The organism is Nocardiopsis terrae, from assembly GCF_014651695.1.
GTDB classification, from domain to species: domain Bacteria; phylum Actinomycetota; class Actinomycetes; order Streptosporangiales; family Streptosporangiaceae; genus Nocardiopsis; species Nocardiopsis terrae.
The window spans coordinates 191855-205404 of sequence record NZ_BMXJ01000006.1 but is presented as its reverse complement, the minus strand read 5'-3'; the positions used below and the strand labels follow the sequence as shown (position 1 = coordinate 205404).

12 protein-coding genes and 1 tRNA gene are annotated in these 13550 nt (G+C 72.2%); 3 read left to right on the top strand and 10 right to left on the bottom strand.

Annotated elements, in window-relative coordinates; translation table 11 throughout:
- Nucleotides 1-219 precede the first annotated feature (219 nt).
- Nucleotides 220-999, top strand: a complete 780-nt coding sequence (locus IE195_RS18050; RefSeq protein WP_229826284.1) for a glutamate racemase — start codon at nucleotides 220-222, stop codon at nucleotides 997-999.
- 30 nt (nucleotides 1000-1029) lie between these two features.
- Here the strand turns inward: IE195_RS18050 and IE195_RS18045 are convergent, their stop codons facing one another.
- Nucleotides 1030-2565 (bottom strand): hypothetical protein, encoded by a 1536-nt coding sequence (locus IE195_RS18045; protein WP_191273000.1) that lies wholly within the window; start codon nucleotides 2563-2565, stop codon nucleotides 1030-1032.
- 187 nt (nucleotides 2566-2752) lie between these two features.
- Here IE195_RS18045 and IE195_RS18040 point away from each other — a divergent pair, with 187 nt between their 5' ends.
- On the top strand, nucleotides 2753-3100 hold the full coding sequence (locus IE195_RS18040; protein WP_191272997.1) for a hypothetical protein: 348 nt from the start codon (nucleotides 2753-2755) through the stop codon (nucleotides 3098-3100).
- A 257-nt stretch (nucleotides 3101-3357) separates the two neighbouring features.
- Complete coding sequence (locus tag IE195_RS18035; RefSeq protein WP_191272995.1) at nucleotides 3358-3882, top strand: DUF6315 family protein; 525 nt, start codon at nucleotides 3358-3360, stop codon at nucleotides 3880-3882.
- Nucleotides 3883-4045: 163 nt separating this feature from the next.
- Here IE195_RS18035 and IE195_RS18030 read toward each other — a convergent pair whose 3' ends face one another.
- The 9 genes from IE195_RS18030 to IE195_RS17990 all read right to left on the bottom strand — a co-directional run bounded on the left by IE195_RS18030 (nucleotide 4046) and on the right by IE195_RS17990 (nucleotide 13483).
- Nucleotides 4046-6181 carry an ATP-dependent DNA helicase gene (locus IE195_RS18030; protein WP_191272993.1) on the bottom strand — a complete coding sequence of 712 codons (2136 nt, stop codon included), beginning with the start codon at nucleotides 6179-6181 and terminating at the stop codon, nucleotides 4046-4048.
- A gap of 95 nt (nucleotides 6182-6276) precedes the next feature.
- Complete coding sequence (locus tag IE195_RS18025) at nucleotides 6277-6750, bottom strand: SRPBCC family protein (RefSeq protein ID WP_191272990.1); 474 nt, start codon at nucleotides 6748-6750, stop codon at nucleotides 6277-6279.
- Nucleotides 6743-7093 carry an ArsR/SmtB family transcription factor gene (locus IE195_RS18020; RefSeq protein WP_191272987.1) on the bottom strand — a complete coding sequence of 117 codons (351 nt, stop codon included), beginning with the start codon at nucleotides 7091-7093 and terminating at the stop codon, nucleotides 6743-6745. Before IE195_RS18020 ends, IE195_RS18025 begins: the two co-directional genes overlap by 8 nt.
- 96 nt (nucleotides 7094-7189) lie before the next feature.
- Complete coding sequence (glsA, locus tag IE195_RS18015) at nucleotides 7190-8449, bottom strand: glutaminase A (RefSeq protein ID WP_191272985.1); 1260 nt, start codon at nucleotides 8447-8449, stop codon at nucleotides 7190-7192.
- A gap of 64 nt (nucleotides 8450-8513) precedes the next feature.
- Nucleotides 8514-9362, bottom strand: coding sequence for an alpha/beta fold hydrolase (locus IE195_RS18010; protein WP_191272983.1), 849 nt, complete (start codon nucleotides 9360-9362; stop codon nucleotides 8514-8516).
- A 458-nt stretch (nucleotides 9363-9820) separates the two neighbouring features.
- Nucleotides 9821-9893 (bottom strand) — tRNA-Ala (locus IE195_RS18005).
- A 62-nt stretch (nucleotides 9894-9955) separates the two neighbouring features.
- Nucleotides 9956-10786 carry an energy-coupling factor transporter transmembrane component T family protein gene (locus IE195_RS18000; protein ID WP_191272981.1) on the bottom strand — a complete coding sequence of 277 codons (831 nt, stop codon included), beginning with the start codon at nucleotides 10784-10786 and terminating at the stop codon, nucleotides 9956-9958.
- Complete coding sequence (locus IE195_RS17995) at nucleotides 10779-12530, bottom strand: ABC transporter ATP-binding protein (RefSeq protein WP_191272980.1); 1752 nt, start codon at nucleotides 12528-12530, stop codon at nucleotides 10779-10781. The genes IE195_RS18000 and IE195_RS17995 overlap by 8 nt, the downstream gene beginning before the upstream one ends.
- Entirely contained in the window at nucleotides 12527-13483 is a 957-nt protein-coding gene (locus tag IE195_RS17990) for a DUF8171 family membrane protein (RefSeq protein WP_191272978.1), read from the bottom strand. Before IE195_RS17990 ends, IE195_RS17995 begins: the two co-directional genes overlap by 4 nt.
- Nucleotides 13484-13550: the final 67 nt, after the last annotated feature.

The window sequence follows — 13550 nt, the reverse complement described above, 5'->3', positions numbered from 1 at the left end:
ACGAGCTACGACGCACAGCGCGGGTCGGCCGGGACCGGGACGGCGTTCCGCGGCAGGCCGATCCCCTCAGTTCTACCTATCGGTAACGGTCCTCGGCCACCCCATTTCGGTACGTGTCTTACCGCTGCGGGGCGCGCGGCGGAGCCGACGGCAAGAGCCGGAGGCCCTCACCTGCGGTGTTGTTATGGCCACGCCCTGATCCGCGTAGGATTCCGTTCCGTGCGCATAGCTCTCGTTGACTCCGGTATCGGCATGCTGTCCACCGCCGCCGCCCTGCACGCGGCCCGGCCCGACGCGGACCTGTTCCTGTCCATGGACCCGGACCACATGCCCTGGGGTCTCCATACCCCGGAACAGATCATCGACCGGGCCCTGGCCGGAGCCAGGGCCGCCCTGGACACCGCGGGCTCCCTGGACGCCGTGGTCGTGCCCTGCAACACGGCGTCGGTGCACGGCCTGAACGAGCTGCGCGCCGAGTTCGAGCCCGGGGTCCCGGTGATCGGCACGGTCCCCGCCATCAAGCCGGCGGCCGCCCCGGGAACCCCGATCGCGGTGTGGTCCACCGAGGCCACGACCTACAGCGCCTACCAGCGCCGTCTGGTGGAGACCTTCGCGCGGGACGTGCCGGTGGCCCCGGTGGCCTGCAAGGGCCTGGCCGAGGCGGTGGAGTCCGCCGACCCCGGCCTGATCGCCGACGCCGTGTCCTACGCCGCCGCGCTCACCCCCGCCGACGTCCGCGGGGTGGTGCTGGGCTGTACGCACTACGACCTGGTGGGCGAGGAGATCTCCGAGGCCCTGTCCGGTCGGGCCGAACTGTTCACCGCGGCCCGGGCGGTGGCCGCCCAGGCCCTGCGCAGGATCGGCGGGGACCGGGCGGCGGCCCGGAGAGCGGGGAGGGTGACCGTCCTGGCCAGCGGCCGCCCCGCGGCCCTGCCCGGGACGGCCCTGAGCTACCCGGCAGGGCGCTCGCTGGCGGCGGGCGCCGATCCACGCGGCTGAGAGCGACGGTCCGGCCTCGTCCGCGCGCCCTCAGCGACTCGTACTGAACTGCGCGGCCCCGACGCTCCGGACCCCGTCGCCCTCCGGGTGGAGGGCCCCGGCGGCGAGCGTGCTGACCAGGTTCCGCACCCCCGCGGTGTCGTTGTCGTGCAGCAGCGTCTCCAGCAGCGACAGGGCTGCGCGCTGGTCACCCGGCTGTGCCCGGACGTGGCGCCACTGGGGTTCCGTGGCGGCGTCGGACAGCATCAGGGTCCGGCCGACCTGGCCCAGGGCGCTCAGCAGCGCCGTGTCGTGCGGCTGCTCCGCGAGCGCCACGTTGACCTGTTCCGCCTGTTCCTCGGGGTTGACGTCCTCGGTCCGCTGCGCCCGGAGGAACTCCAGGATGTTCTGGGCCGGGGCCATCGGCTGGATCGGCTTCATGCTCCGCACCATCGACCGGACCTCCACGAGGTCACCGATGATCTCCTCGGCCCCGCCGAGTTCGCGGATGAGGCGTTCGGCCCGCTGCGCGGAGCACTCGGCAACCCAGCGCGCACCCCGGCCGCTGGCCAGGCGGGTGGCGGCCAGGGCGAGTTCCGCTCCGCGCCGCGGCGCGCCCACCCGCTCGAAGTAGCGGGACCAGGTCGTCACCCGCACGCCGAGCCGCCAGTCGTTGCGGACGCTGCCCTGGCACACCAGGTTCTCCACCGCCTCCACCCAGGCCGAGCGCAGCCTCGGGTAGGTCTCGGCCTCCTCCACCGTGGGCAGCAGCCCGATCGCCCTGTGGGCGTCGCACAGGCCGAGGCGGGCCAGCCAGGACAGGAGCCGGGCGCGCTCGAAGCGGATCACCCGGCGCAGCGCCGTGCGCCGCGGGTTGCCGGCGGCCCCGCCGGTGTCGCCGAGGCCGAGTTCGGCCTCCATCCGGTCCAGGGCGTCCAGGGCGTCGGTGTGCCTGTCCTGGTGGCGCAGGGCGCGGACCATGGAGAACACCCCGTCGGCGCCGAGGACCGCCGGACCGGTGGCGGTGTGTTCGTAACGGCGCAGCTCCGCCTCGGCGCGGTCGGCCCGGCCCTCGTCGATGAGCAGGTGCACCCGGGCCAGCGTGAACGCGGGCCAGGCCGGGGTGCTCTCCCAGCCGGACAGGCGCTGGGCGCTGAGCAGTTCACGGCGCTGTTCCGTGGTGCCCTGGGCGTCGACGTTGGCGTGGCAGCGAACGAGCGTCTCCAGTGCGGAGACCGGCAGCGGCCCGTGCGCGTGCGGAGCGGGCTCGTCCTCCGCGGCCGCCCGTGCCTGCTCCAGCGCCCTGCGGCCCTCGGCAAGCGCTCCCACGCGCACGGCGAGCGGCCAGTGCGCGAGGAAGAACAGTGTCGGCGGACCGAACACCCCCGGTACCGCGGCCTCGGTGCTCCCCGCCTCGGCGACCAGGCGCCTGGCGGTACGCATCGCCGATCTGGCCAGTGCCTCCACCTTGACCGCGTCGCCCGCCTCGCTGAGCTGAGGCAGGCTGGTGACGGCCTCGGCCAGTTCGTCCTGCCCCGCGGCACGTAGTTGGCGTCCTGCCTCCCCCGCCCATGTCCACATCGTCATACTCTCCCCCTGACTGAGTCACGCGTGAACAGAACGTAGCAGCGCGGTGACAGAGCTGTCCGGAAAACGCTCGAAACCTGTGCAGCCTGGGCGTTCGGAGCCCGGCTGTGGCCGGGCCCGGGCCGATACACTCGACGGTGCGCATGGACGACAGTCACGGACAGGCATTAAGGGGACATGAGCACCCATGGGATGGCGAGACCGCTTCGGGCTCCGTAAGGCCAACCGCAAGGGCAAGGCCCGCTTCGACCGCGTCTCCGAGGATTCGGACATCAAGGCGCTGATCGAGTTCGCCAAGAGCCGGGTGGGGGTGGAGTTCTTCGTCGAGCCCGAAACCTTCGCCACCCGGACCACCGCCGTGGCGGTCGCCACCGACGGCGAGTGGATCCGTCGGCGCTGCGGTTCCCCCGAGGTCATCCGCAAGGTCGCGAGCAAGCTCGCGGCGCCCGCCTACGACGTGCAGATCGTCGGCTACCCCCAGCGGATGCGCGACTGGACCGCCCGCAACAAGCGCGGTCTCAGCATGGACGAGTGACACCGACCCGGTTTCGCACCGCCCCGAACCCCGTTGGTACAACCCTTCCCGCACCCCGTCGGGACCCCCGCCGATGGGCCCGGAGGAGAACCTCCCGAGGTGAGCTCGGCCACGCCGACGCCCCCTCTGAGCACGTCCGAAACCCGCCGCTCGGTCATTTTGGGCATTGATGACGAGTCCTTGCCGCGACTTCCTCTCCGAACGGGTTCCCTAACGGCCCCCATCCGTCGCATACTCACCTGGGAGGGGGGACTCCGATGAAGCAGGATCTCACTGCCTTGTGCTGCGAATGCGGCATGGTTCGCGAGGTGAGCGACCACCAGAGCGTCGGCGAGGCGCAGTCCGCCTACGGGCTGGCCCGCTGCGTGGTCTGGCGCAAGTGCCGCACCTGCGGTTACCGCACCTACCACGCCTACCTGCGGACCGACGAGGAACGCGACGAGCTGGAGGACGCCCTCCGGCTCGACGGTGCGCTGGCCGCGGAAGCACTCGACGAGGAGGTGGAGCAGCTCCGGTTGTGCGGGGTCGAGGTCGGCCACGCCTCCGTCCCGGCGATCTGGGACGGTCAGTCCGTGGGGATGGTGACCCAACGGCTCACCGACCACGCCTACTCGATCGTGCTGGACCCCGAGTCCTCGGTGGTGTCCCGGCTCAAACTCATCGACATGATGTGGAACGAGCTGCTGGTCGGCGAACACGACGACCGCTGGCAGATCCAGGAACCGGAGGACGACTCCCCCGGCTACGCGGTCCGCCTCTTCGGTTACCGCACCAGGGGCTGAGCCGGCACGGGTGCGGAGCGGCACCCCGGAACAACAGGAGAACCGCACGGGTACGGGGCACGGGGCCGCGGCCCGGACGGAACGACGGCAGCGGCCGGACACCCCCACGGGTGGCCGGCCGCCGTCGTGCCGGAACCAGGACCGGCACCGCCGGGCCCCCGGGTCAGGCCGCGGTCTCGCCCCGGTCCGCCTCGGCCTTCTCGGCCAGGCGGCGCAGGGCGGAACGGGCGACCTCGGGGTCGGCGGTACCCCAGTACGGGGGCAGGGAGGCCCTGAGGAACCCGCCGTAACCAGCGGTGGCCAGGCGCGGGTCCAGGACCGCGATCACCCCGCGGTCGTCGGTGGAGCGCAGCAGGCGTCCGGTGCCCTGGGCGAGCAGTAGTGCGGCGTGGGTGGCCGAGACCGCCAGGAAGCCGTTGCCGCCGTGGGCGGAGACCGCGCGTTGGCGGGCCGAGGCCAACGGGTCGTCGGGGCGCGGGAACGGGATGCGGTCGACGATGACCAGTTGGAGCGAGGGCCCGGGCACGTCGACGCCCTGCCACAGGGACAGGGTGCCGAACAGGCAGGACCGTTCCTCCTCCGCGAAGCGGCGGACCAGTTGGCCGGTGGAGTCCTCGCCCTGGCACAGGATCGGCTGGTCCAGGCGTTCACGGAGTTCGTCGGCGGCCTGCTGAGCGGCCCGCATCGAGGAGAACAGGCCGAGGGCGCGGCCGTCGGAGGCCTCGATGAGCCCGGCGATCTCGGCGAGGTAATCCTCGGAGAGCCCGTCGCGGCCGGGCTTGGGCAGGTGCCGGGCGACGTAGAGGATGCCGCTGCGGCCGTGGTCGAAGGGGGACCCGACGTCCAGTCCGCGCCAGCGCGGTTCCCCTGCGGCGCGGTGCGGGCCGTCATCGTCGTCGTCCGCCGGGCCCTCTCCTCCGGCTTGCGCCGCGTCCCGTGCGCCGTCGGCGGCCGATGCGGGTTCGGAGGAGCTGTCCGACGCGGCGACCCGGTCCGCGGCTTCCTGGGCGGCTTCGCGGCCCAGCCCCCACTGCCGAGCGAGGGCGGTGAAGTCGCCGCCCAGGGTGAGGGTGGCCGAGGTGAGCACGACGGTGCGGTCACCGAAGAGCTTCTCCCGGAGCAGCCCGCCCACCCCGAGCGGGGCGACGTTGAGTGCCGGCGGCCTGGACATGCCCTTGGTGAGCCAGACGATCTCGGTGCGGTCGCGGAGCGGGGGCTCGTAGGACTCCAGGACCCGTTCGGCGGCCTCCCGGACCTCGCCGAGCGCGGCCAGGGCCAGGCGGCGTTCGGAGGCGGTGTCCGGGTCGAGTTCTCCCGGGGAGGGGCCGATGGCTGCGACGCAGGCGGCCGCGGCGTCCCTGGTCGCGGCCACCGCGCCCGCCAGGCCGTCGTCGATCTGGTCGAGGCGGCCCTCCGGCACCTCGGTGAACATCAGGGACAGACCGTCGGCGCACTCGCTGAGCCGTTCGCTGATACCCGGTTCGACCAGGCGTGCGGCGCGTTTGGCGGCGGCGGTGACGGCGCGCTCGGTGAGGGTTCCGGTGGCCACCGAGGTGGCCCGGTCGACGAGTTCGTGGGCCTCGTCGATCATGATCGTGTTGTGCTCGGGCAGGATGTGGTAGCCCTGCGACATGTCGATGGAGAGCATGGCGTGGTTGGTGACCACCACGTCCACGCCGGTGGTGGCCTCCCGGGCGAACTCGGCGAAGCACTCCTGGCCGAAGGAGCACACGCGGGCGCCCATGCACTCGTTCCCGCCCACGGAGACCTGGCGCCAGGCGAGGTCGCTGACGCCGGGGACGAGTTCGTCGCGGTCACCGGTGAGAGTGTCCTCGGCCCATTCGTGCACCCGCGCGACCTGGCGGCCGAGGGAGGAGAGTTGGCGGGCGTCGAAGAGTTCGGTGCCTTCCGCCTCCTCGTCCGAGGCGGTCTGCATGCGGTTGCGGCACAGGTAGTTGCGGCGCCCCTTGAGGACCGCGAACGTGGGTTCGCGGGGCAGCAGCGGGGCGAGCGCGGCGGCCAGACGCGGCAGGTCGCGGTCGATGAGCTGGTTCTGCAGTGCGATGGTGGCCGTGGAGACCACCACGGGGGTCCTGGTCGCCATCGCGTGTCTGATCGCGGGCACCAGGTACGCCAGGGACTTACCGGTGCCGGTACCGGCCTGGACCACCAGGTGTTCGCGTTGTTCGACCGCCGAGGAGACGGCGTCGGCCATGGTCTGCTGGCCCTCTCGGCTGCTGCCGCCCAGGGCCTTGACGGCCGCGCCGAGCAGGGTAGGAACGTCGGGGAGATCTGCCACGGGTCGACAGTACCGGGCCGCGACGACAGGTTCGGTGTCGTCCACAGGCGGTTCTCCGGTCCGAAAGGCGCGGTCCGGACCGGAGACGTCCGGGGTCAGCGCAGGGAGCGCAGGACCTCCTCGAGCTTGTCGAGGGACTGCGCGAGCCCCGACTCCATGCCGGAGGCGACCATGCCGTCCCGGTCCTCGACGGACTGGAAGAGGGCCACGACGCGGTACTCGGTGCGGCCCTCGGCCTCCTCCAGGGTGAGGGTCTCCAGCGAGACGTGGCCGGGGTAACCCTCGAACTCGAAGGTGCGCACCATCCGCTCCGGGGCCCGGACCTCGTGGTGGACCCCGTGGAAGGCGTACACCTCGCCGTCCCGGGTCCTCTCCGAGGTCCGCCACGGGGTTCCGGTGCGGACCTCGGTCGGGTCGACCTCGGTGGTGGTCTCGTCCAGCCCGAACCAGCGGGCCACGAGCTCGGGCTCGGTCAGCGCGCGCCAGACCGTCTCGCGCGGCGCGTCGAAGGTGCGGGTGATGAGGATGTCCTGGCGGCCGGGTTCGGCCACGACCTCGAGGTCACTCATGGTTCTTCTCTCCTTCGGTGCTGTTCTGGATCCTGTGCAGTTCCCGGTCGAGGCGGCCGAAGCGCTCCTCCCACCGGTCCCGGTAGCGGTCCACCCACTGGTCGACCTCCTCCAGGGGGGCGGCCTCCAGACGGCAGGGCCGCCACTGGGCGTCGCGCCCCCGGGTGATGAGCCCGGCCCGCTCCAGGACCTTCAGGTGCTTGGAGATCGCCTGGAGACTCATGTCGAACGGTTCCGCCAGGGCGTTGACGGTCGCCTCGCCCTCGGCCAGCCGGGCGAGGATCTCCCGGCGGGTCGGGTCCGCCAGTGCGGCGAACGTGAGGCTGAGCGGATCGTTCGCCATCAGTGCATTCAACCTTTCAGTTGATCAACCGTTAGGTTGATTATGCGCCCGTGGGACCTCCGGGTCAAGGGGTGCGCGCGAGGCTTTCCGCGGCGGTCAGGCCCGGCGTACGCCGCGGGGGTCGCTGACCGTGGCGTCGACCCCGGCGTCGGCGAGCTCGGTGAGTTCGGCCGCCAGCAGCGACCTGGCCGCGTCACTGAGCCCGGAGACGCGTTCGAGGGCGACGCTGACCGAGGTGACCCGTGCGTCGTCGATCGCCTCCGCCAGCCGGGACACCACCTGCTCGGCGGCGAGGAAGTCGATCTCGCCGCGCAGGCGGACGTCGAGCGTGCCCCCGGCCCGGGTCACGCTGTGCATCGGGGACGGCGGCTCCGCGGGGGTCCGGAGCATGTGCAGGTCGTAGTCGTCGGAGAGCCGTTCCAGTGCGGCCACCCCGCGCACGCTGTTGCCCGCCTCGTCCAGCGGCGGGCTGAACACCCCGAGCCCGAACGCCCCCGGCGCCGCGGCGAGGATGCCGCCGCTGACGCCGCTCTTGGCGGGGATCCCGACGCGCAGCCCCCACTCCCCCGCCCGGTCGTACATACCGCAGCTGGCCATGACCGACAGGGCGTGCCGGGCGGTCCGCTGGGACACGACCCGGCGCCCGGTCACCGGGTTGACCCCGCCGACCGACAGGGTGGCCGCCATGACGGCCAGGTCGCGCACGGTGACGCTGAGGGCGCACTGGCGGAAGTAGTCCTGGACGGCCTCCTCGACGGGCCCGACGAGGACCCCTCCGGCCAGACTCAGGTAGCCCAGGGCCCGGTTGCGGTGCCCGGTCTCCGCTTCCGAGCGGTACACGTCCTCGTCGACCGACAGTCGGCGCCCGGCGAAGTCGGAGAGCACGGAGCGGATGTGCTCGAACCGCCCTTCCGTCCCTCTGACCAGGGAGGTGGTCACGATGGCGCCCGCGTTGATCATCGGGTTCTCGGGGCGGCCGCGCTCGTCGAGGCTGATCGCGTTGAACGGTTCCCCGCTGGGCTCGGCACCGACGTGTCCGTGGACGGCGTCGAGCCCGAGTTCCTCCACCGCGACCGCGTAGACGAACGGTTTGGAGATCGACTGCAGCGTGAAGGCGTGCTCGGCGTCGCCTACGCAGTAGGAGCGGCCGTGGGCGCTGACCGCGGCGATGCCGAACGTGTCCGGGTCCGCGTGCGCGAGCTCGGGGATGTAGTCCGCCACCCGCCCGTCGCTCAGAGCGGCGACCTCCTCGCGGATCCCCTCCAGAGCCCGGCTGACGGGGCTGCCCTCGTCCGCCTCCTGGGCCTCGTCCACCGCGGGTCCGTCGGTCGGCTGTCCGTTCGCGGCGTGGTCCATCCGCCCAGTCTAGGAAGGGAGGGCCCGGCTCCGGCCCTGGCCACGCGGGGCTGCCGGACGGTCTTCAGGGCCGGGAGGCGGGGCTCGGGGACGGCGGCGCGGACCGCATCGGGTGGCGGCCCAGGAAGGAGGCGACGGCGGCCCCGACCGCAGCCGGGTGCGTGCAGGCCATCGCGTGGCCGGAGTCCGGGATCACGGCGTCCTCCGCCTCGGGGAACCAGCGGCGCACGACCTCGCGCACCCCGGCGAAGTAGGGCCCGCTTTCCGCCCCGCCGACGTGCAGGACGGGGCAGCGGACGCGGCGGGCGTCGTCGGCGCCGAAACGCCAGTCGAGCAGCGCGGGCAGATCGGTGCCGAAGAAGGTGCCCGCGTCCTGTTCCATCTGCCGGGAGGACCCCGGGCCCAGGGGGTCCGGCGAGCCCGGGTCCCATCCGAAGGAGCTGAGGAACTCCGGCAACACGGCGGAGGGCCCGCGCTCCTCGCTGGCCCGGATCAGCCGCTCGACGAGGACGCGGAACTGCGGGGCCCGGGAGGTGATCGTCGGCGGGGGCTCCAGCAGGACGAGGCTGTGCACGCGCCCGGGCGAGTCGACCGCCAGGCGCAGGGCGACCGCACCGGCGTAGGACCCGCCCAGGACGTGGGCCCGTTCGATTCCCAGGGACTCCATCAGGGCGGCGCAGTCCCGGGCGTCCCGCTCGATCGAGCCGGCCCCCTGCACCGGGGCGCTGCCCGCGTACCCGCGTCGGTGGTAGAGGACCTTGCGGTAGCCGTCGCGCAGCGCGTTGTCCTCGGCCAACGGCCTGAACTCGTCGGCGGAGAGTGCGGTCTGCACGAACACGAGGGGTTCTCCCGACCCCCAGTCAGCCGTTTCCAGTTCGGTTCCACCCGCGCGAACACGCCTGAAATCCGCCATGCGTGCCGTCCTCCCCACCGGGACCAGGGCATCCGACGCTAACAGCGCCCAGGAGGAAACCGCAGGTGGGACACGGTCGAACCCCGGCCTGAGGCGCCGTGGCGGGCCGGGAGCCCTCCGACGGGGCGGCGGAGGGCGCGAGCGTCGGCGAGCGCACACGGGGGCTCGGGGACGGCCCTCCGACAGAAACGACGAAACGACCCTGCCGGGCGGACGAAATCCGCCGAGCAGGGTCGTCCAGCAAGCAGGGTCGCCCTGGGTCCGTGGACCTTGGGGGACGTAACCACAACCCGCGAGGTGAGGTCTCGCGTTACAGGGAAGTGCCTCACCTGCCCCACCGATCGGCGCGACCGGGCCACAGGGGGTTACCTCGGGGGGTTCGGGGGGTCTCCCCCCAGGAAACACGAAGGACGACCCGGCGAGCGCGGTTACCCGCGAGCAGGGTCGTCCTGATTCCGTGGAGCTATGGGGATTCGAACCCCAGACCTCCTCCATGCCATGGAGGCGCGCTACCAACTGCGCCATAGCCCCGTGAAGCTGTGGCACCAGTCTAGCGGAGGTGAGGAGTGGGTTGTACGGGGTCGGAGGGTGTTTCAGCCCACTCCCGCCTGGAGGGGGTAGGCGTGGCCGAGGGCGAAGGAGGCGGCGACGAGCAGGAGCGTCACCGCGATGAGGAGCACGTCCCGGTGGTCTGCGCGCAGGTGGGCGAGGCGGATGCGGCGGCCGTCGGGGTGTTCGGCGGCGTAGGTGAACCCCTTGGTCTCCAGGGCCTCGACGGTGGTGCGGGTGCGTTTGGCGGTGTTGAGCATGAGCGGGTAGAAGGCCTGGACCAGGGTTGTGGCGGTGCGGACGACCACGCGCCAGCCGAGGAACCCCTTGGCGGCCAGGGGCGCGGAGCGCAGACGGTGGCCGTCGACGACGGTGTGGAACTCCTCCATCAGGACGGGCAGCATCCGGTAGCCGTAGCTCACGCCGAAACTGAGCATGGCGGGGGCGTGCATGCTGAGAAGGCCGTCGGAGAGCTTCTCGGGGTCCAGGGACACGAAGGCCGCCATGCTGGCGAGGCTGATGGTGGCGAGCTTGAGGGTGAGGACGACCAGGGCGAGGACGGTACTCATGTCGCCGCCGAAGAGCCAGGCGGCGAACAGGACGTAGAGGCTCTCCAGGACGAACCCGATGACGAACAGGCCGAGGACGAGCGGGCCGACCCGGCTGAGGAAGACTGCGGCGGCGCAGACGGTGAACAGCGCGGCCAGCACGGTGATGTTGTGGGTGAACCAGGGCACGACCGCGAAGATCAGGTACCAGCCGATCACGAACCGCGGATCGCGGGCGGCCAGCAGCCCGCCCCGGGTGGCGTAGGCGGTACGGAGCAGTTCGAGCTTGACCCACTCCACGGAGATTCCGTCTCGTTCCTTACGCACGAATCCTCCCGGTGGTCTGGTGCCGGTCGAGCATCTCCCCGACGGACAGGGGCGGCGGGTTCAGTCCCAGGCTCAGTCCGAGGCGGGTGATCTGGGGTGCGACAAGGCCGACGGAGGCCATCAGCGCCTGGTCGGCGAAGAGCGCGGCGGGTGTCGTGTCGGCGATGATCCTCCCGTGGTCGAGGACGAGGACGCGGTGGGCCCACTCGGCGACCAGGTGCATGTCGTGGGTGGCGACCACGGTGCAGCGGATGGTGTCGGCGAGGGCGTCGAGCATGGCGATGACGGCGTCGCGGCTGGCGGTGTCCAGGCTCGAGGTGGGTTCGTCGAGCAGGAGCAGCGCTGGGCGCATGGCCAGACCGATGGCGAGGGTGGCCCGGCGCTGCTGGCCTCCGGAGAGGAGTCGGCCGTCGCGGTCGGCGAGACCGGTGAGGTCGACCCGGTCCAGGACGTCGGCGACCAGGGCGTCGGTGTCGGAACGGCCCCTGCCCCGGGGGAACATGGCGACGTCCTCGCGCACGTTGTCCTTGAGGAACATCTGTTCGGGGCGCTGGTAGAGGTAGCAGACCCGGTCGGCCAGGGCCGCCGGCCGCACCGTCCGGGTGTCGGTGCCGCCCACCCGGACGGTGCCCTCACGGGGCACCTTGAGTCCGGTGAACAGGCGCATCAGCGTGGACTTGCCCGCGCCGTTGCCACCCACGAGGGCGACGCGCTCTCCGTCGCGCAGGGTCAGGTCCAACTCGTGCAGGACGACGGCGAGGCCGCCGCCGACCTCCCGGTAACCGTGCCGGACCCCGACCATCTCGGCGACCGGTTCCCCCGAGGGCCGACGGGGTCCGGGAGAGTCCGCCGTTCCGGGCGGGGCGGCGGGCGGCAGGGGCCCGGGGCCACCGCCGGGGTCGGAGAAGTGCTCGCGCAGGTGCCCGGCGGCCTCCTCGACGGTGAGCGGGACCGGTGCCCACGGCGCCAGGCTCCGGGTGGCCCGGACGACCTGGGGCGCGGGGATACCGTGCCGTTCGAGTTCGGCGACGCGTTCCATCGCCTCCCGGGCCGGCAGGTGCCACACGGGCGCCCCGTCGGCCATCAGCACGACGGAGCGGGCGTGGCGGGCGACGTACTCGGCGTGGTGCTCGATGACGACGACCGTGGTCCCGAGCCGGGCGTTGAGGTCGGCGAGGGCCTCGTAGATCCCGTCCGCGTGGGCGGGGTCGAGTTCGGCCACGGGTTCGTCCACGACCACCACGTCGGGGCGCAGGGCCATGATCGCGGCGAGGGCGACCAGGTGCTGCTGGCCGCCGGACAGCTGCCAGGTGAACCGGTCGGCGAGATGGGTGACGCCGAGCAGTTCCAGGGCCTCCTCGGTGCGTTCGCGGTGGTCGGCCAGGCCGAAGTTGACCGGGGCGAAGGAGACCTCGTCCCGGGCGGTGGGGCGCACCAGCTGGTTGCCGAAATCCTGGTAGACGTATCCGACCAGGTGGGACAGGGCGCCCACGGACAGGTCGCGGGTGTCGTGTCCCATCACCCGGACGGCCCCGTCGAAGGTCCCCGACCAGTAGTGCGGGACCAGCCCGTTGAAGGTCTTGCACAGGGTGGTCTTGCCGGAGCCGTTGCCGCCTACCACGGCGGTGAAGTCGCCGCGTTCGATCCGAAGGTCCACCCCGGTGAGCGAGTCGCGGTCGGCACCCGGGTAGCGGAAGGAGAGCCCCGACACCTCGATCGCCGGGGTGTTGTCGATACCGGTCATCGCCGCTCCCCCGTGTTCTGCGCGTCCGGGCCGTGCGACCCCTGCGCGGCCCGGGCCCGCCGCGAGGCGAGCACGAACCGGACGGCGACGGCCAGGGCGACGAGCACGATGAGCGCCGCCGACGCCCCGATCCACAGGAAGCGGTCGCCGTACTGCTCGATGAAGTCCGGCTCCCACACCCCGAAGTTGTCGAAGATCTCCGAGGTGAACGCGGCGATCATCGACACGAAGGAGAGGAAGAGGGCGAGCAGCATGAAGGCGGCGGTGCCGCGCTGGGCGAGCGGCATCGGGTGGCCGGGGTCGCGCGGCGCCAGGCCGAGGAGGGGCTCGATCTTGCCGTACAGGCGCGGGGCGAGGGCCATCGCGGGGAGGGCGCCGAAGAGGATTCCGCTGACCAGCAGGGCGACCACGAAGTCGATGCCCTCCAGCAGCAGGATGGACTGGGGCAGACCCGGAACGAACTCGGCGTCGTCCACGCCCACCGACACCTTGGCGATGTCGACGACGGCGGAGAGCATCTTGTCGACGATGACGACGACCGCGCCCGCCGCGAAGAGCTGGCGCGGACTGCGCGGGTCGCGGACCAGGCAGCCCGCGATGTACAGGCCCAGGAACATCTGGAGGTAGCCCTCCAGTTCACCGATGCCGGAGAAGTCGCCCATCAGCAGGTCGACGAAGACGACCTCGCCGAGCGGGGCGCCCAGGGCCGCGTAGAGCGGGTTGAACAGGGCGACCATGATGACCGGGACGAAGGCCAGGTAGGAGACCCCCACCTCGACCGGTCCGACCCGGACTTCGGGGATGACCTCGGTGACGATGTTCGCGAGGCCGAAGAGGGTCATCGACAGGACGAAGACCATGAGTTTCTGGGCGGAGCTGAGTTCGGGTGGGCCGGGGCGTCGGGGCGCGTCGGAGCGGGTGGGCGGGGTGGTGGGACGGGAGGACTCGGCCATGGGGGTGCCTTTCGCCGTAACGGGGGAGGGTGGGGTCGGTCGGGGAACGGTTGCGGGGAGCGGGCGG